This is a genomic window from Cedecea sp. P7760, assembly GCF_013386425.1.
Taxonomy (GTDB): Bacteria; Pseudomonadota; Gammaproteobacteria; order Enterobacterales; family Enterobacteriaceae; genus Cedecea; species Cedecea selenatireducens.
In genome coordinates, this window is the sequence record NZ_JACARU010000019.1 from 74,269 (window position 1) to 97,194 (window position 22,926).

At 56.6% G+C, this 22,926-nt stretch carries 24 protein-coding genes; 15 read left to right on the forward strand and 9 right to left on the reverse strand.

What is annotated here, in order from left to right:
* The first annotated feature begins 100 nt into the window (after positions 1–100).
* The 3 genes from flhB to HX778_RS08285 are packed head-to-tail and all read left to right on the forward strand — an operon-like array spanning position 101 to position 3,722.
* Entirely contained in the window at positions 101–1,252 is a 1,152-nt protein-coding gene (gene flhB, locus HX778_RS08275) for a flagellar biosynthesis protein FlhB (protein ID WP_038481772.1), read from the forward strand.
* On the forward strand, positions 1,245–3,323 hold the full coding sequence (flhA, locus tag HX778_RS08280; protein WP_038481775.1) for a flagellar biosynthesis protein FlhA: 2,079 nt from the start codon (positions 1,245–1,247) through the stop codon (positions 3,321–3,323). Before flhB ends, flhA begins: the two co-directional genes overlap by 8 nt.
* Before the next feature lie 3 nt (positions 3,324–3,326).
* Entirely contained in the window at positions 3,327–3,722 is a 396-nt protein-coding gene (locus tag HX778_RS08285; protein ID WP_038481778.1) for a flagellar protein FlhE, read from the forward strand.
* Between the two features lie 54 nt (positions 3,723–3,776).
* Here the strand turns inward: HX778_RS08285 and argS are convergent, their stop codons facing one another.
* Entirely contained in the window at positions 3,777–5,510 is a 1,734-nt protein-coding gene (argS, locus tag HX778_RS08290) for an arginine--tRNA ligase (protein ID WP_176981758.1), read from the reverse strand.
* 244 nt (positions 5,511–5,754) lie between these two features.
* On the opposite strand from argS, the gene HX778_RS08295 reads away from it, so the two are divergent.
* The 3 genes from HX778_RS08295 to HX778_RS08305 all read left to right on the forward strand — a co-directional run bounded on the left by HX778_RS08295 (position 5,755) and on the right by HX778_RS08305 (position 7,797).
* The gene (locus tag HX778_RS08295; protein ID WP_176981759.1) at positions 5,755–6,321 is read left to right on the forward strand and encodes a VOC family protein; all 567 of its coding nucleotides are present in this window, start codon (positions 5,755–5,757) and stop codon (positions 6,319–6,321) included.
* Positions 6,322–6,544: 223 nt separating this feature from the next.
* Complete coding sequence (gene cutC, locus HX778_RS08300) at positions 6,545–7,294, forward strand: copper homeostasis protein CutC (protein WP_038481787.1); 750 nt, start codon at positions 6,545–6,547, stop codon at positions 7,292–7,294.
* Positions 7,295–7,518: 224 nt separating this feature from the next.
* Positions 7,519–7,797, forward strand: a complete 279-nt coding sequence (locus HX778_RS08305; RefSeq protein ID WP_038481790.1) for a DUF1471 domain-containing protein — start codon at positions 7,519–7,521, stop codon at positions 7,795–7,797.
* Positions 7,798–7,851: 54 nt separating this feature from the next.
* Here HX778_RS08305 and cmoB read toward each other — a convergent pair whose 3' ends face one another.
* The 5 genes from cmoB to HX778_RS08330 form a co-directional block, all read right to left on the reverse strand.
* Positions 7,852–8,823, reverse strand: a complete 972-nt coding sequence (gene cmoB / locus HX778_RS08310) for a tRNA 5-methoxyuridine(34)/uridine 5-oxyacetic acid(34) synthase CmoB (RefSeq protein ID WP_176981760.1) — start codon at positions 8,821–8,823, stop codon at positions 7,852–7,854.
* Positions 8,820–9,563, reverse strand: a complete 744-nt coding sequence (cmoA, locus tag HX778_RS08315; RefSeq protein ID WP_038481795.1) for a carboxy-S-adenosyl-L-methionine synthase CmoA — start codon at positions 9,561–9,563, stop codon at positions 8,820–8,822. Before cmoA ends, cmoB begins: the two co-directional genes overlap by 4 nt.
* Before the next feature lie 39 nt (positions 9,564–9,602).
* On the reverse strand, positions 9,603–9,998 hold the full coding sequence (locus tag HX778_RS08320) for an MAPEG family protein (RefSeq protein ID WP_038481798.1): 396 nt from the start codon (positions 9,996–9,998) through the stop codon (positions 9,603–9,605).
* A gap of 70 nt (positions 9,999–10,068) precedes the next feature.
* Positions 10,069–10,887: a DUF72 domain-containing protein gene (locus HX778_RS08325; protein WP_176981761.1), complete on the reverse strand. Its 819-nt coding sequence runs from the start codon at positions 10,885–10,887 to the stop codon at positions 10,069–10,071.
* A complete protein-coding gene (locus HX778_RS08330; protein ID WP_176981762.1) occupies positions 10,884–11,450 on the reverse strand; it encodes a hydrolase in 567 nt (188 codons plus the stop codon). The genes HX778_RS08325 and HX778_RS08330 overlap by 4 nt, the downstream gene beginning before the upstream one ends.
* A 267-nt stretch (positions 11,451–11,717) precedes the next feature.
* On the opposite strand from HX778_RS08330, the gene aspS reads away from it, so the two are divergent.
* The 6 genes from aspS (at position 11,718) to ruvB (ending at position 17,082) form a co-directional block, all read left to right on the forward strand.
* Positions 11,718–13,490, forward strand: a complete 1,773-nt coding sequence (aspS, locus tag HX778_RS08335) for an aspartate--tRNA ligase (RefSeq protein WP_038481807.1) — start codon at positions 11,718–11,720, stop codon at positions 13,488–13,490.
* Positions 13,490–13,933, forward strand: a complete 444-nt coding sequence (gene nudB, locus HX778_RS08340) for a dihydroneopterin triphosphate diphosphatase (protein WP_126355850.1) — start codon at positions 13,490–13,492, stop codon at positions 13,931–13,933. The genes aspS and nudB overlap by 1 nt, the downstream gene beginning before the upstream one ends.
* A gap of 23 nt (positions 13,934–13,956) precedes the next feature.
* On the forward strand, positions 13,957–14,697 hold the full coding sequence (locus HX778_RS08345) for a YebC/PmpR family DNA-binding transcriptional regulator (protein ID WP_038481812.1): 741 nt from the start codon (positions 13,957–13,959) through the stop codon (positions 14,695–14,697).
* Positions 14,698–14,847: 150 nt separating this feature from the next.
* Positions 14,848–15,369: a crossover junction endodeoxyribonuclease RuvC gene (gene ruvC / locus HX778_RS08350; protein ID WP_016536954.1), complete on the forward strand. Its 522-nt coding sequence runs from the start codon at positions 14,848–14,850 to the stop codon at positions 15,367–15,369.
* 82 nt (positions 15,370–15,451) lie between these two features.
* Positions 15,452–16,063 (forward strand): Holliday junction branch migration protein RuvA, encoded by a 612-nt coding sequence (gene ruvA / locus HX778_RS08355; RefSeq protein ID WP_038481816.1) that lies wholly within the window; start codon positions 15,452–15,454, stop codon positions 16,061–16,063.
* An 8-nt stretch (positions 16,064–16,071) separates the two neighbouring features.
* Positions 16,072–17,082 (forward strand): Holliday junction branch migration DNA helicase RuvB, encoded by a 1,011-nt coding sequence (gene ruvB / locus HX778_RS08360; RefSeq protein ID WP_176981763.1) that lies wholly within the window; start codon positions 16,072–16,074, stop codon positions 17,080–17,082.
* Between the two features lie 55 nt (positions 17,083–17,137).
* On the opposite strand, the gene znuB is transcribed toward ruvB, so the two are convergent.
* A complete protein-coding gene (gene znuB, locus HX778_RS08365; protein WP_176981764.1) occupies positions 17,138–17,923 on the reverse strand; it encodes a zinc ABC transporter permease subunit ZnuB in 786 nt (261 codons plus the stop codon).
* A complete protein-coding gene (gene znuC, locus HX778_RS08370; RefSeq protein ID WP_176981765.1) occupies positions 17,923–18,675 on the reverse strand; it encodes a zinc ABC transporter ATP-binding protein ZnuC in 753 nt (250 codons plus the stop codon). Before znuC ends, znuB begins: the two co-directional genes overlap by 1 nt.
* Positions 18,676–18,754: 79 nt before the next feature.
* On the opposite strand from znuC, the gene znuA reads away from it, so the two are divergent.
* The 3 genes from znuA to lpxM all read left to right on the forward strand — a co-directional run bounded on the left by znuA (position 18,755) and on the right by lpxM (position 22,138).
* Entirely contained in the window at positions 18,755–19,699 is a 945-nt protein-coding gene (znuA, locus tag HX778_RS08375; RefSeq protein ID WP_176981766.1) for a zinc ABC transporter substrate-binding protein ZnuA, read from the forward strand.
* Positions 19,700–19,714: 15 nt separating this feature from the next.
* Entirely contained in the window at positions 19,715–21,037 is a 1,323-nt protein-coding gene (gene mepM / locus HX778_RS08380) for a murein DD-endopeptidase MepM (RefSeq protein ID WP_071842997.1), read from the forward strand.
* 123 nt (positions 21,038–21,160) lie between these two features.
* The gene (gene lpxM / locus HX778_RS08385) at positions 21,161–22,138 is read left to right on the forward strand and encodes a lauroyl-Kdo(2)-lipid IV(A) myristoyltransferase (RefSeq protein WP_176981767.1); all 978 of its coding nucleotides are present in this window, start codon (positions 21,161–21,163) and stop codon (positions 22,136–22,138) included.
* 53 nt (positions 22,139–22,191) lie between these two features.
* Here the strand turns inward: lpxM and msrA are convergent, their stop codons facing one another.
* Entirely contained in the window at positions 22,192–22,914 is a 723-nt protein-coding gene (gene msrA, locus HX778_RS08390) for a peptide-methionine (S)-S-oxide reductase MsrA (RefSeq protein WP_176981768.1), read from the reverse strand.
* Positions 22,915–22,926 lie beyond the last annotated feature (12 nt).

Consider the following 22,926-nt stretch of genomic DNA (forward strand, 5'->3'; position numbering starts at 1 on the left):
TAACGCCAAAATAAACGTACAAAAACGTTTGTAATTCCTCTATTAGCCCAACCGTGCTCTGGCATGCTGTCCTTGAAATTGCGGCCACGAGATTGTTGCGGTGTCTGAAGATAGCGATCAGGAAAAAACAGAAGCCCCCACGGCCCACCGACTTGAAAAGGCTCGTGAAGAGGGGCAAATCCCGCGTTCCCGAGAACTGACCTCACTGCTGATGCTGCTGGTGGGGTTGTGCATTATCTGGATGGGCGGGGCGTCGCTTGGCAAAATGCTCGGCGCGATGCTGTCTGATGGCCTGCACTTTGACCATAAAATCATCAACGATCCCAGCCTGATTGTGAATCAGATCAGCCATTTGATTAAGCTTGCCGTGATGGCGCTGCTGCCGCTTATCTCCGGATTAGTGATTGTGGCGATAGCCGCGCCGATGCTGCTGGGCGGGGTGAATTTCAGCTCAAAAGCAATTCAGTTTAATCTCGGCAAGCTCAATCCGATTACCGGGATTAAGCGGATGTTTTCCATGCAGACGGCGGCGGAACTGCTGAAGGCAATGCTGAAAGCGACCCTGGTGGGCTGCGTGGCCGGCTGGTATCTGTGGCACAACTGGCCGGCGATGATGCGGCTGATGAGTGAGTCCCCGGTCACCGCGCTGGCAAACGCGCTGAACATGGTGGCGCTTTGTGCCCTGCTGGTCATTCTGGGGCTTATCCCAATGGTGGGGTTCGACGTTTTCTTCCAGATTTACAGCCACATTAAAAAGTTACGCATGACCCGCCAGGATATTCGTGACGAGTACAAACAAAACGAGGGCGACCCGCATATCAAAGGGCGTATTCGTCAGCAGCAGCGGGCGATCGCGCGCCGTCGCATGATGGCCGATGTGCCGAAGGCTGACGTTATCGTGACGAACCCGACCCACTATGCGGTGGCCCTGCAGTACGACGAAAACAAGATGAGTGCGCCGAAGGTGCTGGCCAAAGGAGCCGGGCTGATCGCGCAGCGCATCAAAGAGATTGGTAATGAAAACCGTATCCCAATGCTGGAAGCCCCTCCGCTGGCTCGTGCGCTGTACCGCCATGCGGAAATTGGCCAGCAGATCCCCGGTCAGCTTTACTCCGCCGTGGCGGAAGTGCTGGCCTGGGTCTGGCAGCTACGGCGCTGGCGCATGGCCGGCGGCTTAATTCCGAAGAAACCTGAAAATCTGCCGGTGCCTGAGGCGCTGGACTTTGCAAACGAGAAGGACTCCGATGGCTAATCTGGCTGCGATGTTGCGCCTGCCGGGCAACATGAAATCCGGGCAATGGCAAATTCTTGCCGGCCCGGTACTGATCCTGCTGATTCTGTCGATGATGGTGCTGCCGCTGCCGCCGTTTGTCCTCGATCTGCTGTTTACCTTTAACATCGCGCTGTCGATCATGGTGCTGCTGGTGGCGATGTTCACCCAGCGCACGCTGGACTTCGCGGCGTTCCCGACCATTCTGCTGTTTACCACGTTGCTGCGCCTGGCGCTGAACGTGGCTTCTACCCGTATCATCCTGCTTGAAGGGCATACCGGTGCCGCGGCGGCGGGTAAAGTGGTTGAGGCCTTTGGCCACTTCCTGGTCGGCGGTAACTTCGCCATCGGTATCGTGGTGTTTATCATCCTCGTTATCATCAACTTTATGGTTATCACCAAGGGTGCGGGACGTATCGCTGAAGTCGGGGCGCGTTTTGTGCTGGACGGGATGCCGGGTAAACAGATGGCCATCGATGCCGACCTGAACGCCGGGATCATTGGCGAAGAGGAGGCGAAAAAGCGCCGTTCGGAAGTGACCCAGGAAGCGGACTTCTACGGCTCTATGGACGGGGCAAGTAAGTTCGTGCGCGGCGACGCCGTGGCCGGGCTTATAATCATGGTGATTAACGTGGTCGGCGGGCTGATGGTCGGCGTTATCCAGCACGATATGGCGATGGGCGCAGCGGCACAAAGCTATACGCTGCTGACCATCGGTGACGGCCTTGTCGCCCAGATCCCCGCCCTGGTTATCTCCACGGCGGCGGGCGTTATCGTAACTCGCGTGGCGACCGATCAGGACGTTGGCGAACAGATGGTCACCCAACTGTTCAATAACCCACGCGTGATGCTGTTAGCCGCGGGCGTTCTGGGGCTGCTCGGCATGGTGCCGGGGATGCCTAACTTCGTCTTCCTGCTGTTTACCGCCGCGCTGCTGGGCTTAGCCTGGTGGATGCGTGGCCGCCAGATGGCCGCGCCGGAAGCGCCGCAGCCGGTTAAAATGCCGGAAAATACTCAGGCGGTGGAAGCGACCTGGAATGACGTTCAGCTGGAAGATCCGCTGGGGATGGAAGTGGGCTACCGCCTGATCCCGATGGTTGATTTCCAGCAGGACGGCGAGCTGCTCGGGCGTATCCGCAGTATCCGTAAAAAATTCGCTCAGGAGATGGGGTTCCTGCCGCCGGTGGTGCATATTCGCGACAATATGGACCTGCCGCCCGCGCGCTATCGTATTCTGATGAAGGGCGTTGAAATCGGCAGCGGGGATGCCTATCCGGGCCGCTGGCTGGCGATTAACCCCGGCACCGCCGCGGGGACGTTGCCGGGCGAGGCGACTATCGATCCGGCCTTTGGCCTGGCCGCTATCTGGATTGAAAGTGCGCTGAAAGAGCAGGCGCAGATTCAGGGCTTCACCGTGGTTGAAGCGAGTACCGTGGTGGCAACGCACCTGAACCATCTTATCGGGCAGTTTGCGCCGGAGCTGTTTGGCCGTCAGGAAGCGCAGCAGTTGCTTGACCGCGTGACCCAGGAAATGCCTAAGCTGACCGAAGATCTTATCCCGGCAGTGGTGACGCTCACCACGCTGCACAAGGTGCTGCAAAACCTGCTGGAAGAGAAAGTGCCGATTCGTGATATGCGCACGATTCTGGAAACGCTGGCCGAGCATGCGCCTATTCAGAGCGATCCGCATGAATTGACCGCCGTGGTTCGCGTGGCGCTGGGCAGGGCTATCACGCAGCAATGGTTCCCCGGCACCGGCGAAGTGCAGGTTATCGGTCTGGATGCGGCGCTTGAGCGTCTGCTGCTACAGGCGTTGCAGGGCGGTGGCGGTCTTGAGCCGGGGCTGGCCGATCGCCTGCTGGAGCAGACTCAGGATGCCCTGCAGCGCCAGGAGATGCTGGGTGCGCCGCCGGTTCTGTTGGTGAACCACGCGCTGCGTCCGCTGCTGGCGCGTTTCTTACGCAGAACGCTGCCTCAGCTGGTGGTCTTGTCGAGCCTCGAGCTGTCTGACAACCGTAACATCCGTATGACGGCCACAATCGGAGCGAAATAAATAATGAAAGCGTTGCTTTTGATGCTGCTGGTGCCGTTTGGTGCGCTGGCGTTAGGCGAAGGTTCCTGGCAGGACAGCGGTATCGGCGTGACGCTGAGCAACCGTGGCGTGACGGCATCATCCCGCCCGCTGAAGCCGATGCAGCCCGTTACCGGCAAAATGACGCTGATTGCCTGGACCTATGTGCTGGATGGCCCGACGCCTGCCGGACTGGCGGTCAAACTTTGTTCGCCAACCAACTGCACGCCGCTTGAGGGTGATAACGGCACCACGCGCGGCCTGACCAATACCGACGCCAACCAGCCTTTGCGTTTTGTCTGGGAAGTGCCGGGCGGCGGCTCAATGTACCCACCGCTGCGGGTGCGCAGTAATCAGGTTATCGTTAACTACATCCAGTAAAATAAAAAGGCTCATCAAACGATGAGCCTTTTTAGTTCCCGCAGACTGTGGCAGTTACATGCGTTCTACGGTTTCGATCCCCAGGGTATCCAGACCCAGCTTCAGGGTCTTCGCGGTCAGCAGCGCCAGCTTCAGGCGGCTGTTGCGGGTGGCTTCGTCGGCGGCGCTCAGGATTGGGCAGTGCTCATAGAAGCCGGAGAACAGGCCTGCTACATCGTAGAGGTAGGCACACATCACGTGCGGCGTACCGTCGCGAGCAACCACGTTTAGCGTCTCTTCAAACTGTAGCAGGCGAGCGGCCAGCTGGGCTTCACGATCTTCGGCAATCACAACGTTGGCTTTCAGCAGTTCGGCTTCGTCGAGATCTGCCTTACGGAACACGGACAGCACGCGGGTATAGGCGTATTGCATATACGGCGCGGTGTTACCTTCGAAGGCCAGCATGTTGTCCCAGTCGAAGATGTAGTCCGTGGTACGGCTCTTGGACAGGTCGGCGTATTTCACCGCGCCAATACCTACCGCATTCGCCAGTTTTTCCAGCTCGTCCGCAGGCATGTCCGGGTTTTTCGCCGCTACCAGGCCGCGGGCGCGTTCCATGGCTTCATCCAGCAGGTCGGTCAGCTTAACGGTGCCGCCGGAGCGGGTTTTGAACGGCTTGCCGTCTTTGCCCAACATCATGCCGAACATCTGGTGCTCCAGCGTGACGGACTCAGGCACGTAGCCCGCTTTACGCACGATGGTCCACGCCTGCATCAGGTGCTGGTGCTGGCGGGAGTCGATGAAGTACAGCACGCGGTCGGCATGCAGGGTTTCGTAGCGATATTTCGCACAGGCGATATCGGTGGTGGTGTAGAGATAACCGCCGTCTTTCTTCTGGATGATAACGCCCATCGGATCGCCGTCTTTGTTCTTGTACTCGTCAAGGAACACCACGGTCGCGCCTTCGCTTTCTACCGCCAGACCTTTCTCTTTCAGGTCAGCAACGATGCCGGGCAGCATTGGGTTGTAGAGGCTTTCGCCCATGACGTCATCGCGGGTCAGCGTCACGTTGAGGCGCTGGTAGGTTTTCTGGTTCTGCGTCATGGTGATGTCGACCAGCTTGCGCCACATCTCACGACAGTATTCATCGCCGCCCTGCAGCTTAACCACATAGCCGCGTGCACGCTCGGCAAAGGCTTCGTCTTCGTCGTAGTGCTTTTTGGCGGCGCGATAAAACTCTTCGAGGTCGGCCAGCGCCATTTCGCCCGCGTTTTCCTGCTGCTGTTTTTCCAGGAACGCGATGAGCATGCCGAACTGAGTACCCCAGTCACCGACGTGGTTCGCGCGGATCACCTTGTGGCCCAGGAATTCGAAAGTACGCACGGCGGCATCGCCGATGATGGTGGAGCGGATATGGCCCACGTGCATCTCTTTGGCAACGTTCGGCGCGGAATAGTCCACCACGATAGTTTGCGGTTTAGACACGCTAACGCCCACGCGGTCAGACGCCACAGCCTCATCGACGTTTTTAGCCAGAAATGCCGGGTCGAGGAAAATATTGATAAAGCCTGGGCCTGCAATTTCAACTTTGCTGGCGATCCCGGTCAGATCGAGGTTGGCGATGACCTTCTCTGCGACCTGTCGTGGCGGCATGCCCAGCGTTTTAGCAACGGACATCACGCCATTGGCCTGATAGTCGCCGAACTGGACTTTTGCCGACTGACGAACCTGCGGCTCGCAGTCCGCTGGTGCGCCTGCAGCAATCAGCGCCTGGCTGACTTTTTCTGAGAGAAGAGACTGAATATTCACCGGGATACCTTACAATTTGTACTGGGCCGCCGCATCAAGGGCAGCCTGAAAATGAGGAACGAAACAGGGCGTGAGTATAACGTTATTTGCGGCCTGGCGTCAGCAAAAGCCTCGCTCACGGGGCGCGCAATTATTATTAACGGCGTAATGAATAACCATTCATCTTATTTTGGCCCCGGCGGGGAGTTGGCTCGCCCCCAGGAACAGGGTAGATTACGCGCTTTCTGAAAAAGAGGATGGCGGCATGGCAAACTGGCAGGCGGTAGATGAACTGCATGATATTTCGGCAGATCTGCCGAGATTTACGAAAGCGTTAACAGAACTTGCCACCCGGCTCGGGCTGGATATTGCGCCGCTTGATGCCGATCACATTTCTTTGCGCTGCCATCAGAACGCGACCGCCGACCGCTGGCGTGCGGGGCTGGAAAAATGCGGCGCCTTACTGAGTGAAAATGTGATTAACGGTCGCCCGATTTGCTTATTCAAGCTGGATGAGCCGGTGTGCGTAGAACACTGGCGGTTTACGGTGGTGGAGCTGCCCTGGCCGGGCGAGAAGCGTTACCCGCACGAAGGCTGGGAGCATATTGAAATTGTGCTGCCGGGCGAGCCGGAAACGCTCAACGCACGGGCGCTGGATTTGTTGTCCGACGCCGGGCTGCGTGAAACGGGGATTTCGGTGAAAACCAGCTCGCCAAAAGGTGAACGCGAAAGGTTGCCTAACCCAACGCTTGCGGTTACCGACGGTAAAGTCACTATTAAATTCCACCCCTGGAGCATCGAGCAGATCGTCGCCAGCGAACGGGCCGACTGATTAACATTGCTTCACCGCGTTTGCAGGCGGCGGATCGCTTCATCAGGCAGCGCCGCCGTACCGCCAAAATTTATTCCATTTCGCGCTGTCGCTGTGACGTCCGTCGATCCCTTCATCAAAATTGAATGTCATAGTACGCTACCTTTTTGTGAACCTGTTTTCAGATGTTCATCGAGGTACAGGGACACAACCGGCGAACTGCAGGTTTTTTTAGGAGTAATCAATGGCTTTGCTTGAAATATGCTGTTATGGAATAGATTGTGCTGTCACTGCAGAACAAGCCGGCGCGGACAGAATTGAACTCTGCTCTGCGCCTAAAGAAGGAGGGCTGACGCCTTCCGCCGGCGTGCTTCGGCAGGTCAGACAAAAGGTGTCGATTCCCGTGCACCCGATTATTCGTCCGCGCGGCGGTGATTTTTGCTACACCGACGGTGAATTTGCCACCATGCTGGAAGATATCGCCTTCGTGCGCGAACTAGGCTTTCCGGGGCTGGTGATCGGGATGCTTGATGAGGACGGCAATATCGATCTACCGCGAATGGAGCAGGTGATGCAGGCCGCGGAAGGGATGGCCGTGACGTTCCACCGCGCTTTTGATATGTGTCATCATCCGCTGCAGGCGTTCGAGCAGTTGGCGGCGCTGGGCGTGGCGAGAATACTGACTTCCGGGCAGCAGCAAACGGCTGAAACGGGAATCTCACTTCTTCGGGAACTAAAACAGCATTCCCGTGCTCCAATCATTATGGCTGGCGCAGGCGTGCGTCTGAGCAACGTAAGCAAGTTTGTTGCAAACGGCATTGAAGAGCTTCACAGCTCCGCCGGGCGCTCGGTTCCTTCGCCGATGCGCTATCGCAAAGCAGGCGTGTCGATGAGCGCCGATGCCGAAGCCGATGAGTTTAATCGCTACTGCGTGGATGCAGACGTAGTGGCGGCAATGAAAAACGCGCTGTCGGTGACGAGCCCGTCGCGCTGAAAAGATTTTTACCGCGCATCATGTCGCCCAATATGATGCTTGCTCGTACCAGGCCCCGGCGGATTGCTGGGGCTTTTTTTATTTTGTAACCGGGGAAGCGTTGTGTAACTGGTTCTGCACTTTTTGCACACATTGTTTAACATCGTTTGCCAGTCACTTACGTTACAAAACACCCCATTGTGAATAATCCTCTCCGACAACTATCAATGTTAGAGGGAATTAAAATGAAAAAAATAACTGCAACTGTAATCCTGGCTCTGTCATCCGTCTTTGCTTCTGCCGCTTTTGCTGCACCACTGCCTCAGGTGCTTAACGGCAGCGCGGTGGGTGAGGAGCAAATTGGCGTAGTGTCCATTCGCGGCGTGTCAGGCAGCACCGATGACGCCATCAACCAGCTTCAGGTAAAAGCCGAGAAAATTGGCGGCAGCAAAATTAACATTACCGGCCTTGGCACACCGGGTGACTCCAGCCTGTGGAGCGGTACCGCGCAGGTTTATCGCTAAGTGATAGCGAAGATAAAAAACCCGGCACTCAGCGCCGGGTTTTTTATTCGAGGATTATGGCTTGCGAGCCACCAAAACGGCACGCAGCGGGGCAGGGTAGCCTTCTATGGTTTTGCTGCTGTCGTTAGGATCAAGGAAATCGCCCAGTGATTCGGTGGTCATCCACGACGTCCGGCGCTGCTCTTCCTGGGTGGTGAGGCAGTGATCGACAATCTTAACGTCGACAAAACCACATTTCTCCAGCCAGTTTTTCAGCGCCAGCGCGGACGGAATGTAGTACACGTTACGCATCTGCGCATAGCGCTCACCGGGCACCAGCACGGTATTTTCATCCCCTTCCACAACCAGCGTTTCCAGCACCAGCTCACCTTCCTTGACCAGCTGATTCTTCAACTGCCAGAGATGGTCCAGCGGCGAACGACGGTGATAAAGCACGCCCATCGAGAATACGGTATCGAAGGCGTTAAGCTCCGGAAGCTGCTCTATGCCCAGCGGCAGAACGTGGGCGCGCTGATCGTTACCCAACAGCTTGCGTACTGCTTCGAACTGGCAAATAAACAGCTGCATCGGATCGATGCCAACCGCAAGCTGTGCGCCAGCGCCAATCATCCGCCACAGGTGATAGCCGCTGCCGCAGCCGACGTCAAGAATGGTGCGTCCGGCAAGTGGAGAGATGTGCGGCAGCACGCGATCCCACTTAAGATCCGAGCGCCATTCGGTATCGATGTCTACGCCATAGAGCGAATATGGCCCTTTACGCCACGGCATCAGGTTACGCAGCAGCTTTTCAATGCCCAACTGCTGGCCTTCGCTCAGCGGCGCAGCCGCCTCGGCCGTCACGCTGTGCAGCAGGTCGAGGCGGTGCGGGGTCATTTCCGGCAGGTAATTCACCGTGTTGTACCAGTGCTTAAACTGGCCGTGCAGGGATTCGCGCTGCCAGCTGGCAATCTGCGCAGGCAGCGTTTCCAGCCACGGGGCCAGGTGGTTTTTGGCGATCAGCTGATAAAAATTACCGAAATCAATCATGCGGTTTCTCCGGATTTGACGGCCACCAGAGAGCCAAAGTTGAAGCACTGGAACCACAGCTCGGCGTGCGCAAAGCCCGCCTGTTTAAGGCGTTTTTTATGGGTTTCAACCGAGTCGGTCAGCATCACGTTTTCCAGCATGCTGCGCTTCTGGCTGATTTCAAGTTCGCTGTAACCGTTTGCACGCTTGAAGTCGTGGTGCATGTTAAACAGCAGCTCGCCGACTTCGGCGTCTTCAAAGCTGAATTTTTCCGAAAGCACCAGCGCGCCGCCCGGCTTCAGGCCCTGCCAGATTTTATTCAGCAGCAGTTGACGATCGTCGGGCTCAAGGAATTGCAGCGTGAAGTTCAGCACCACCATTGAGGCATTTTCAATGCTGATATGACGAATATCGCCTTCGATGACCTCAACCGGGGTCTGCGCCTTAAACGCATCCAGATGGCGGCGGCAGCGCTCGACCATTGCCGGAGAGTTATCAACGGCAATGATTTTGCAGCTATCGTGACGGATGTTACGACGCACCGATAACGTTGCCGCACCCAAAGAACAGCCAAGATCGTAAACCTGGCTGTGGGGCTGAACGAAGCGCTCCGCCAGCATGCCAATCATGGAGATGATATTGGAGTAACCGGGCACCGAGCGCTGGATCATATCGGGGAACACTTCGGCCACCCGTTCATCAAAGGTCCAGTCGCCCAGTTTGGCTATTGGGGCGGAAAACAGCGTATCGCGGTCAGACATAACGTTAAATCCGGAAATTCGAAAGGGGCGTATTTTGCGTTAATGGAGCGAGAAAACCAACTCCCACGGCATATACCATAAGTTAGCCAGCACCATCAGCAGCAGCGTACACCAGGTAGCGCCCATGCCGGAACGACGCCAGCGGATCAGTCGGTGATGGTATCCGTAGTAGTGCAGCAGGCGTCCGGCCAGCAGCATAAGACCGCAAATATGCACCATCCAGGTTTCGGCGCCGTCCATCTCCATCAGTAATAAAAGCAGGAGGGCGATAGGAATATATTCGACGGCATTGCCGTGAATACGTATCGCACTTTGGAGTTCGCTAAAGCCGCCGTCGCCGTAGGAAACGCGGTACTGCATGCGCAGGCGAACGACGTCGAATGAAAACTTAATTAACAGCAGAGCAGCCAGCACCGCATAAAGCGCGCTTACCATATGAACTCCATGTCGAAACAGTTACGGCCCACGCTATGATAGCTCGCAACCGGAGTGCTGTCGCTAGTGGTCAGAAAAGTGTGGCCTGCTGAGGGATTGCTGGTGCGGGGCCTAATTCAGGGAATGCCTGCTGCAGCGCGGGCCATAGCGTATGGACCAGCTCTGGTGCCTGGGCAATGTCCGGCGTATGAAGAAACAGATAGGGCGTGGTTTTCGTTGCCCATTCAGGCAGTTTTTTTAACCAGACGTCGAATAGCGCGGCGTTTTGCGCCATGTTATCGCTGCCGATAAAGCGCACTAGCGGGTTTGAAGCGGTCACGATGGCATGCACCGGGACTTTAGGCTTTTTACGCTGGGCCTCCCGCACCGCTTCGTTATGCGGCACGGCGCTATGAATAGGGCGGCTATCGAGAATAGCGCGGTTTACCTGACGTTCGTGCAGCCCGCGATTCAGCGCCTGCTCATCTGCCCCTTTGTTGAAAAAGGCCGGATGGCGCACTTCAACGCCATAGCTAAACCCGGCGGGTAAAGAGTCCAGAAAATGCCACAAAGCGGGAAGGTCGCCTGGCCCAAACGCTGCCGGTAGCTGAAGCCAGTATTGCCCGATGCGGCCAGCCAGCGGCGACATGCGGTCAAAAAACTCGGCGGTAAGATCGCCGCAGTTTCGCAGGGCAGCGTTATGGGAAATGGTGGCGGGAAATTTAAAACAGAAGCGAAAACTGTCGCCTGTCATCTCCCGCCAGCGCTGTACGGTTTCTGCTTTTGGCAGCGCGTACAGCGTGGTATTGCCTTCCACACAGTTAAAATGGCGGGCGTAATCTTCAAGCGAAGTGATGCCGAGCCGGTTCCATTTGGGGTGCTGCCATTGTGGAAGGCCTAGATAAATCATAGCGAGGCGATTATCTCATCGGTGCTGCGGACGCGGGCGATGCGCGGGAAGATAAACTTCAGGCTATGGTTATGCTGCTCGGCGCTGGACGCGCTGCAGGCGTCCTCCGCCAGAACCAGTGAGAAGCCCATTTCCCAGGCGTTGCGTGCGGTAGACTCGACGCCAATGTTGGTTGAAATACCGCACAGGACAATGGTGTCGATGCCGCGACGGCGCAGCTGTAACTCCAGATCGGTGCCGTAAAACGCGCCCCACTGGCGTTTAGTGACTTCGATGTCGCTGTCCTGTTTACCCAGCGCAGTAGGGTAGTTCCACCAGTTTTCTGGCAGGGTATGGCCCGGAGGTGCCGCATCAACCGGCTGTTTCAGGGCTTCGGCGTAGTCGGCTGACCAGCCTACTCGCACCATCACTACCGGTGAACCGTTGGCCCGGAATTTCTCCGCCAGGCGTGCTGCGCGTGCCACGACGTCATTGGCGCCGTGCGGACCGCCGGCAAACGGCAGAATGCCGTCCTGCAGGTCAATCACCACCAGGGCAGTACGAGATGCGTTGAGTTCTGTCATTGTGACTCCGGTAAAATGGGGGTTAAGGGTCAATACCTTACGCTGGAAGCCAGGTTGCTGAGTTTACAAATTTTGTTAATTTTTGTGAGAATCTGCAATACCGGCGCTGCGATTCGCGCCAGTCGGCGGTTTCGGGGTTATCGCCAGCCATTATTTCCAGTATAATAGCCCCCTTTTTTCATCCAGTTGTGACAGTCGAAATAGCTGCCACCAAAGCGCCTGCCGTCGCAGGTGGCGGGTCGCGTGCAGCTGATTAAGGGATATCTCATGCGTACAGTATATTGCGGGCAGCTCAATCAATCCCATGTGGGACAGCAAGTAACGCTTAGTGGGTGGGTTAATCGTCGCCGTGACCTCGGTAGCCTTATCTTTATTGATATGCGCGATCGTGAAGGCGTCGTGCAGGTGTTTTTCGACCCTGACCGTCAGGAAGCGTTCCAGCTCGCCTCTGAACTGCGTAATGAGTTCTGTATTCAGATTGTGGGCACCGTGCGTGCTCGCGACGAGCGCAACGTGAACAAAGATATGGCCACCGGTGAAGTAGAAGTGTTCGCCACCGAACTGACCATCATTAACCGCTCCGACGTGCTGCCGCTGGACTCCAATCACGTTAATACCGAAGAAGCGCGCCTGAAGTATCGCTACCTGGATCTTCGTCGCCCGGAAATGGCCCAGCGCCTGAAAACCCGCGCTAAAGTGACGAGCTTTGTCCGTCGCTTTATGGACGACCACGGTTTCCTTGACATTGAAACCCCGATGCTGACCAAAGCCACGCCTGAAGGCGCACGTGACTATCTGGTGCCTTCCCGCGTACACAAAGGCAAATTCTACGCGCTGCCTCAGTCTCCTCAGCTGTTCAAACAGCTGCTGATGATGTCCGGCTTTGACCGCTACTATCAGATTGTTAAATGCTTCCGCGACGAAGATCTGCGCGCTGACCGTCAGCCAGAATTTACCCAGATCGACGTAGAAACTTCCTTCATGACCGCGCCGCAGGTGCGTGAAGTGATGGAAGACCTGGTGCGTAAACTGTGGATCGACATCATCAACGTTGACCTGGGCGACTTCCCGGTGATGACCTTCGCCGAAGCCGAGCGTCGCTACGGTTCCGATAAACCAGACCTGCGTAACCCGCTGGAGCTGGTGGACGTGGCCGATCTGGTGAAAGACGTGGAGTTTAAGGTCTTCTCCGGCCCGGCAAACGACGCGAAAGGCCGCGTTGCCGCGCTGCGTGTGCCGGGTGGCGCACAGATCAGCCGTAAACAGATTGACGACTACGGCAAGTTCATTGAAATTTACGGCGCTCGCGGCCTGGCGTACATCAAGGTTAACGAGCGTGCGAAAGGCATCGAAGGAATCACCAGCCCGGTGGCGAAATTCCTGAACGCGGACATCGTGGAAGGTATCCTGGCGCGCACCGGTGCGGCCGATGGCGACATGATCTTCTTCGGCGCGGACAGCAAGAAAGTCGTTGCCGATGCGCTGGGCGCACTGCGTCTGAAAATCGGTAAAGACCTGCAGATTACCGATGAGAAAAAATGGGCGCCGCTGTGGGTGGTTGACTTCCCAATGTTTGAAGATAACGGTGAAGGCGGCCTGACCGCGATGCACCACCCGTTCACCGCGCCGAAAGACATGACGCCGGAAGAACTGGCGGCGCAGCCGGAAACCGCGATTGCCAACGCCTACGATATGGTTATCAACGGCTACGAAGTGGGCGGCGGTTCCGTGCGTATTCACCGTAGCCAGATGCAGCAGACCGTGTTCGGCATTCTGGGCATTAACGAGCAGGAACAGCGCGAGAAGTTCGGCTTCCTGCTGGACGCGCTGAAGTACGGTACGCCGCCGCACGCAGGCCTGGCGTTTGGTCTGGATCGCCTGACCATGCTGCTGACCGGTACCGACAACATCCGTGACGTTATCGCCTTCCCGAAAACCACGGCTGCAGCCTGCCTGATGACCGAAGCACCAAGCTTCGCCAACCCGGCCTCGCTTGCCGAGCTGGGCATTGAAGTCATCAAAAAGGCTGAGAAAAACTGATGCCCTTTAAGCGTCCCGTTTCCGTTCTGGTGGTTATTTTCGCGCAGGATACTAAACGGGTGCTGATGTTACAGCGGCGCGACGATCCTGATTTCTGGCAGTCGGTTACCGGCAGTCTGGAGGAGGGGGAAAGCGCGCTGCATGCCGCTCAGCGTGAAGTAAAGGAAGAGGTCGCTATCGACGTGGTCAGTGAGCCGCTGCCGCTAGTTGACTGCCAGCGCTGCGTGGAGTTTGAGATATTTACTCATTTGCGTCATCGCTATGCGCCGGGGATTACGCGTAATACGGAATCGTGGTTCTGTCTTGCGCTGCCTCATGAACGCCAGATTACTATTACGGAACATCTGGCCTGGAAATGGGTGCCCGCCGAAGAGGCGGCCCTGATGACCAAGTCATGGAGTAACCGGCAGGCGATTGAAGAGTTTGTAATTGATGCCGCCTGATACAGGCGCTTTTGGAGATTGTTATGGCAGGTCATAGTAAGTGGGCCAACACGAAACACCGCAAAGCGGCACAGGATGCCAAGCGCGGTAAGATTTTCACCAAAATTATTCGCGAGCTGGTGACGGCTGCCCGTCTGGGCGGCGGTGACGCTGGGTCTAACCCGCGTCTGCGCGCGGCTATCGATAAAGCGCTGTCTAACAACATGACGCGCGACACCCTGAACCGTGCCATTGCACGAGGCGTGGGTGGCGATGATGACGCGAACATGGAAACCATCATTTATGAAGGTTACGGTCCTGGCGGGTCAGCCGTCATGGTTGAATGCCTGAGCGACAACCGCAACCGTACCGTTGCTGAAGTGCGCCACGCGTTCAACAAATGCGGCGGTAACCTGGGCACCGACGGCTCCGTCGCCTATCTGTTCAGCAAGAAAGGCATTATCTCCTTCGAAGCGGGCGATGAAGACCAGATCATGGAAGCGGCGCTGGAAGCCGGTGCTGAAGACGTTGTGACCTTCGACGACGGCGCAATTGACGTTTACACCGCGTGGGAAGAAATGGGCGCCGTGAGAGATGCTCTGGAAGCGGCCGGCCTGAAGGCTGACAACGCAGAAGTCTCGATGATCCCTTCGACCAAAGCAGACATGGATGCGGATACCGCGCCTAAGCTGATGCGCCTGATCGACATGCTGGAAGACTGCGACGACGTGCAGGAGGTTTACCACAATGGTGAGATCTCCGACGAGGTGGCGGCTCTCCTTTAATACCCGTCATTTTTCAGCCCACAGATGCGTTGGTTCTCCTCGCTTACCCCAGACACGTAGTTTATCTACGCTCCTGGGGATGCGCTGCGTCGCCGCCTTTCTGTGAGCTGAAATCTTTAGGGTATCGTCTCTACCTGATTGAGAGGTTTAATGGCGATTATTCTCGGCATCGACCCGGGGTCACGCGTGACCGGTTATGGCGTTATTCGCCAAACCGGACGGCAGTTAACCTATCTTGGCAGCGGCTGTATCCGAACGCAGGTCGCCGACTTGCCCTCGCGCCTGAAGCTTATCTACGCGGGGGTGAGCGAAATCATTACCCAGTTCCAGCCCGAGTATTTTGCCATTGAGCAGGTATTTATGGCGAAAAACGCGGACTCCGCACTCAAGCTGGGCCAGGCGCGCGGGGCGGCGATTGTTGCCGCGGTGAACGCTGACCTGCCGGTATTTGAGTACGCGGCGCGTCAGGTAAAGCAAACCGTGGTGGGTATTGGCAGCGCGGAGAAAAGCCAGGTGCAGCACATGGTGCGCACGCTGCTTAAGCTCCCGGCCAACCCGCAGGCGGATGCGGCGGATGCACTGGCCATCGCCATTACGCACTGCCACGTCACGCAAAACGCGGCCCAGATGAGCGAATCGCGGCTCAATCTGGCGCGGGGACGATTAAAATAATTAAGGCTGGATATCTATCCAGCCTTTTTTATATCATAGGCTGAATTTTTCGCGCATCAACGCTAATACGCAGGAGCACAATGTGATAGGTCGACTCAGAGGCATCGTTCTGGAAAAGCAGCCCCCGCTGGTATTGCTGGAAACCAACGGCGTAGGCTACGAGGTTTATATGCCAATGACCTGCTTCTACGAGCTGCCGGAAATCGGCAAAGAGGCGGTGGTGTTCACCCAATTTGTGGTGCGTGAAGACGCTCAGCTGCTCTACGGTTTTAACAACAAGCAGGAGCGTACGCTGTTCCGCGAGCTGATTAAAGTCAACGGCGTTGGGCCAAAACTGGCGCTGGCTATTCTTTCAGGCATGTCTGCCCAGCAGTTTGTTAACGCGGTTGAGCGCGAAGAAATAGGCTCCCTCATCAAGCTGCCGGGCGTGGGTAAGAAAACCGCAGAACGCCTGATAGTTGAGATGAAAGACCGCTTCAAAGGTATGCATGGCGACCTGTTTACGCCGGCGGCCGATCTCGTGTTGACCTCCCCGGATAACGGGCAGGCGGACGACGCGGAGCAGGAAGCCGTTGCTGCCCTCGTGTCTCTGGGCTATAAACCACAGGAAGCCAGCCGCATGGTCAGCAAAGTGGGCCGTGCCGGTGCAGACAGTGAAACCCTGATCCGCGAAGCGCTGCGCGCGGCGCTATGAGGTAGAGGATGATTGAAGCAGACCGCCTGGTATCGCCAGGAAATATTACCCCGGACGAGTTAATCGATCGTGCGATCCGCCCTAAGCTGCTCGAAGAGTATGTCGGGCAGCCGCACGTGCGTTCGCAGATGGAAATCTTCATCCAGGCGGCCAAGCTGCGCGGCGACGCGCTCGATCACCTGTTGATTTTCGGGCCTCCGGGGCTGGGGAAAACCACCCTGGCTAACATCGTTGCCAACGAAATGGGCGTTAACCTGCGCACCACGTCCGGCCCGGTGCTGGAAAAAGCCGGGGATTTGGCGGCAATGCTGACCAACCTTGAGCCTCACGACGTGCTGTTTATCGATGAGATTCACCGTCTTTCTCCGGTGGTGGAAGAGGTGCTGTATCCGGCGATGGAAGACTATCAGCTGGATATCATGATTGGCGAAGGCCCGGCTGCGCGTTCGATCAAAATCGATCTGCCGCCGTTTACCCTGATTGGTGCCACCACGCGAGCGGGTTCATTGACCTCGCCCCTGCGCGACCGTTTCGGCATTGTGCAGCGGCTGGAGTTTTATCAGGTTGCCGATCTGCAGCATATCGTCGGGCGCAGCGCCAGCGTGTTGGGGCTGGAGATGAGCGATGAGGGGGCGCTGGAAGTTGCCCGCCGCGCTCGCGGTACGCCTCGTATTGCAAACCGCCTGCTGCGCCGCGTGCGCGACTTTGCCGAAGTGAAACACGACGGCGCGATTACGGCAGAAATAGCGGCGCAGGCGCTGGATATGCTTAACGTCGACAGCGAAGGTTTCGACTACATGGACCGCAAGCTGCTGCTGGCGGTTATCGACAAATTCCTTGGCGGCCCGGTTGGGCTGGACAACCTTGCCGCAGCCATCGGTGAGGAGCGTGAGACGATTGAAGACGTGCTGGAACCGTTCCTGATCCAGCAGGGTTTCCTGCAGCGTACGCCACGCGGGCGTATTGCCACGCCACGCGCCTGGACGCACTTTGGCATTGTGCCACCGGCTCAGCCGTAGCTTTCACCCTAATAAAAAAGGCGCCCTGGGCGCCTTTTTCGTGTCTACATGAAGGTTAAGCCGGCTGTTTCTTTGCCATGCTGAGAATAAACAATACCGCAGCAGCCAGCACAACGGACGGGCCCGCCGGGGTATCGTAAAGTGCGGAGAAAGCGAGCCCACCGGTAACGGCAATCATACCAATAAGGACCGCAAAGCCGGCCATTTGCTCAGGCGTACGCGCGAAACGACGTGCCGTTGCCGCCGGGATAATCAGTAGAGAGGTAATGATCAGCGCCCCGACAAACTTCATTGCGACACCGATGGTTAACGCCGTTACCAGCATCAGCAGCATTTTCACGCGCTGCAGATTCACGCCGTCGACGTGGGCGAGGTCCGGGCTGATGGTCATCGCCAGCAGACTGCGCCACTGCCAAGCCAGTACGCCAAGCACCACGACTACGCCTGCGGCGATGGAGACAATGTCCGGCGGCGTAACTGACAGTAAATCCCCGAACAGGTAGGCCATCAGGTCAACGCGCACGTTCGACATCAGGCTGACCACCACCAGACCGAGCGACAGGGCGCTGTGCGCCATAATGCCGAGCAGGGTATCAATGGCGAGGTGAGGGCGCTTTTCCAGCCATACCAGGCCAACCGCAAGCAGTAAGGTTACCGCGATAACGGCATAGAACGGATTAACGTTAAGCAGCAGGCCAAACGCCACGCCCAGCAGCGAAGCATGTGCCAGCGTGTCGCCGAAGTAGGACATACGGCGCCAGACCACAAACGAACCCAGTGGCCCCGCCGCACAGGCGAGCAAAATCCCGGCCAGCCAGCCGGGTAACAACAATTCAAGCATTACTGTCCATTCCCTCTGCGCAGAACGATGCGACCCTGCAGATCGTGCCGATGATTATGGTGGTGGCGATAAATGCCTAACTGCTCGGCGCCGATTGGGCCAAACATTGAAATAAATTCAGGATGGGTGGAGACCACCTCCGGCGTGCCGGAACAGCAGATGTGGTGGTTCAGGCACAGCACTTCATCGGTTTTCGCCATCACCAGGTGGAGGTCGTGAGAAACCATCAGCACCGCGCAGTTCAGCTCCTGGCGAAGCTGGTCAATCAAGTTGTAAAGCGCCAGCTGGCCGTTAACGTCCACGCCCTGGGTGGGTTCATCCAGCACCAGCAGATGAGGTTCATTGAGCAACGCTCGCGCCAGCAGGACGCGCTGATTTTCACCGCCGGAAAGCTTCTGCATCGGCGCATCCACCAAATGGGCAGCCTGCACACGTTTAAGCGCCGGGAGTATGTCTGCTTTTTTTACGCCGGGACGCAGGCGCAGAAAACGGCTCACCGTCAGCGGCAGCGTGGCATCCAGGTGTAATTTTTGCGGCACATAGCCGATGCGCAGATGCTGGTCGCGCTTGATGATGCCGTTGTCCGGCGTGACCAGGCCGAGCACCACGCGTACCAGCGTCGATTTACCGGCGCCGTTTGGCCCCAACAGCGTAAGAATACGGCCTGGCTTTAGCGCCAGTGAGATATCGGACAGCACGCGACGCTGGCCGAAAGAGACCGAGATATTTTCTAGTTCAACCAAATTTGTCATGACAATTTCAGGGGTTGCATAAGTTAGCGGATGTTATAATATCACAATTATTCTGATTATCACGATGATAAGTTGCATTATGTTACATAAAAAGACACTTCTTTTCGCTGCATTTTCCGCCGCCCTTTGGGGTTCTGCCGCTACCGGCGCCCAGGCCGCCGTCGTGGCTTCCATCAAACCTCTGGGCTTTATCGCCGCCGCGATTGCCGACGGGGTGACTGGCACAGAAGTATTGCTGCCTGATGGCGCCTCTGAACACGATTACGCGCTGCGTCCTTCCGACGTAAAACGCTTGCAGGGCGCGGACTTAGTTGTTTGGGTTGGGCCGGAAATGGAAGCCTTCATGCAGAAGTCTGTCCGTCAACTTCCTGAGAAAAAACAGCTCGAGCTGGCGGCGCTTGCCGGCGTGAAACCGCTGCTGATGAAAGGCGGTGACGATGACGATCATGAGCACGGCGAAGAACACGCTCCTGGCGCAAAGAGTGATGAAGATCACCATCACGGCGAATACAACTTGCATATTTGGCTCTCCCCAGACATAGCGCGGCTGTCAGCGGTTGCAATCCACGATAAATTAGTGGAACTTATGCCCGAAAATCGAGCCAAACTTGACGCCAACCTGAAAGATTTCGAGTCAGGCTTAGCCGACGCCGATAAGCAGGTTGGTTCCGTGCTGTCACCGCTGAAAGGAAAAGGGTATTTCGTTTTTCATGATGCCTATGGCTACTTTGAAAAACACTACGGTTTAACGCCGCTTGGCCACTTTACCGTGAACCCTGAAATACAGCCTGGTGCGCAGCGTTTACATGAAATCAGAACACAGTTGGTTGAGCATAAAGCGGTTTGCGTTTTTGCTGAGCCACAATTCAGGCCAGCGGTAATTAACGCCGTTGCCAGAGGCACTAACGTTCGCTCCGGCACCTTAGATCCTCTGGGAATTGAAGTCGCATTGGGTAAAAACAGCTATATGCAGTTTATGACCAGCCTTGCGAATCAGTATGCGAGCTGCCTGAAAGGAGATTAACGAGGAAGTGAATACGTGCAACAGATAGCCCGCTCTGTCGCCATGGCATTTGACAATCTTTCACGACCCCATCGCGTAATGCTGGGGTCGCTTACGGTTCTCACTCTGGCGGTCGCAGTATGGCGACCGTCCATTTACCATCCGCATTCCAGCCCGATAATCAAGACCATCGAGCTTGAAAAAAGCGAAATTCATTCGCTGCTGCCCGAGGCCAGCGAGCCGCTTGACCAATCCCCGGACGCTGAAGATGACACCATCCCTCAGGATGAGCTGGATGATAAAACATCCGGTGAAGCCGGCGTTCATGAATATGTTGTCTCCACCGGCGATACGCTGAGCAGCATTCTTAATCAGTACGGTATCGAGATGGGCGATATCAGCCAGCTCGCTTCCGCTGATAAAGACCTGCGAAACATGAAAATTGGTCAGCAGCTTTCCTGGACGCTTAACGCAGACGGTGATTTGCAGCGACTGACCTGGGAAATGTCGCGCCGCGAAACGCGCACCTACGATCGCGCTGATAACGGTTTCAAAATGACCAGCGAAACCCAGCAGGGCGATTGGGTTAACAGCGTGCTGAAGGGCACAGTGGGCGCAAGTTTTGTTTCCAGCGCGCGTGATGCGGGCTTAACCAGCGCTGAAATTAGCTCGGTTATCAAAGCGATGCAGTGGCAGATGGACTTCCGTAAGCTGAAAAAAGGCGATGAGTTCTCCGTGCTGATGTCCCGCGAAATGCTGGCCGGCAAGCGTGAGCAAAGCCAGCTGGTGGGCGTACGCCTGCGCAGCGACGGCAAAGATTACTACGCCATCCGCGCCGAAGACGGTAAATTCTACGATCGCAGCGGCTCGGGCCTCGCGAAAGGCTTTATGCGTTTCCCAACCGTGAAGCAGTTCCGCGTTTCGTCGAACTTCAATCCTCGTCGCCTCAATCCGGTTACCGGCCGCGTCGCGCCGCATAAAGGCGTTGATTTCGCTATGCCGCAGGGGACGCCTGTGCTGTCGGTCGGTGACGGTGAAGTCGTGATGGCTAAGCGTAGCGGTGCGGCAGGTTTCTTTGTTGCCATCCGCCACGGCCGGACCTATACCACCCGCTACATGCACCTTAAGAAGCTGCTGGTGAAACCCGGTCAGAAAGTGAAGCGCGGCGATCGTATTGCGCTCTCCGGTAATACCGGGCGTTCTACTGGCCCACACCTGCACTACGAAGTGTGGATTAACCAGCAGGCGGTTAACCCGCTGACGGCTAAACTGCCGCGTTCTGAAGGTCTGACCGGGTCCGATCGCCGTGATTACCTGGCACAGGTGAAAGAGGTTCTTCCGCAGCTGCGCATTGACTGATTTAGCCTCAATATGAAAAGCCGGTACTCGTGACCGGCTTTTTCTTTTGTCTGTCGCCCGTCGCCCCGCTAAAATAACGATAAATTCGTCTCGCCAGGCCGCTGGCGAACTATTGAGAGTCGCATGGAAAAAGCAAAAAAAAACCACAGTGAGTTTATCCCTGAATTTCAAAAAGCCTTTTTGCACCCGCGCTACTGGGGAGCATGGCTTGGCGTGGGCGCTTTTGCCGGGCTGGCGCTTCTGCCTCCGGGACTCCGTGATCCTTTGCTGGGTAAACTTGGGCGTTTAGCGGGCCGTTTGGGCAAAAGCGCCAGACGCCGTGCGCAAATCAACCTGCTTTACTGCTTCCCGGATATGCCGGAAGAGCAGCGCGAGGCCATCATCGACCGTATGTTTGCCACCGCTCCACAGGCAATGGTGCTGATGGCTGAATTGGGCCTACGCGATCCAAAGAAAGTGATGGCACGTGTGGACTGGCACGGCAAAGAAATCGTGGATGAGTTCCGTGCGAAAGGGGAGAACGTGATTTTCCTGGTGCCGCACGGCTGGGCGGTGGATATTCCGGCGATGCTGATGGCCTCCGAAGGTCAGAAAATGGCGGCGATGTTCCACAATCAGGGCAACCAGCTGTTCGATTATGTCTGGAATACCGTCCGTCGCCGCTTTGGGGGCCGTATGCATGCCCGCAACGACGGCATCAAACCGTTTATCAGTTCGGTGCGTCAGGGCTATTGGGGCTACTATCTTCCGGACCAGGATCACGGGCCTGAACACAGCGAATTCGTTGATTTCTTCGCCACTTATAAGGCGACGCTGCCGGCAATTGGCCGGCTGATGAAAGTGTGTCGTGCGCGAGTCGTCCCGCTGTTCCCGGTCTATAACAGCGACACGCACCGGCTGGATATTTTTATCCGCCCACCGATGGATGACCTGCTTGAAGCCGATGACCATACCATCGCCCGCAGGATGAACGAAGAGGTGGAGCTGCTGGTTGGCCCGCATCCGGAACAGTACACCTGGATCCTGAAGCTCTTAAAGACACGCCAAGAGGGCGAGACAGAACCTTACTGCAGGGATGAACTGTACCCGAAGAAGAAGTAGCTTACTCTTCTCAAACAAAAAACCGCGCCACTGCATAGCTGGCGCGGTTTTTTTCAGGATTTTACCAGCACAGGTTCTTTGCTCCACAGCGCGGGGAACAGTTGTTTAAGCTGCTCAACCTTAGGCAGATCGTTGATAACGATGTAAGGGTAGTTCGGGTTGTCGTTCAGGAAATTCTGGTGGTATTTCTCCGCCGGGTAGAACCGGGCATGTTGTTCCACAGTAGTGACCAGCGGCGTACTAAATTTATGGCTGGCATTAAGCTGCGCAATATACGCTTTGGCAACCTTTGCCTGAGCGTCGCTGAGCGGGAAAACGGTCGAACGATATTGCGTGCCGTAATCCGGCCCCTGGCGATTCAGCTCCGTTGGGTTATGCGCCACGGAAAAGTAAACCTGCAGCAGCTGGCCATAGGTGACTTGCGCCGGGTCGAAGACAACCTGTACGGACTCGGCGTGCCCGGTCATCCCCATGCTCACCGTCTCATAATTCGCCGTACGTGCCTTGCCGCCGGTATATCCGGATATTGCGCTGGTCACGCCTTTAACATGCTGAAAAACGCCCTGAACGCCCCAGAAACAGCCGCCGGCAAAGACGGCGGTTTCGAGGTGTGCGCCCGTCGTGGGTGCCTCATCCTGCAAAGGCGCAGGAATAGCAACGGCAGGCTCTGCCTCAGACCATGCGGTGTTCTGGAAAACCAGCGCGGCGATAACCAGAACAGGCGCGCTGAATAACGCTATGCGGCGCTTAGCGGAGGAAACAATAGTGGTTTTCATCTCAAATCTCCT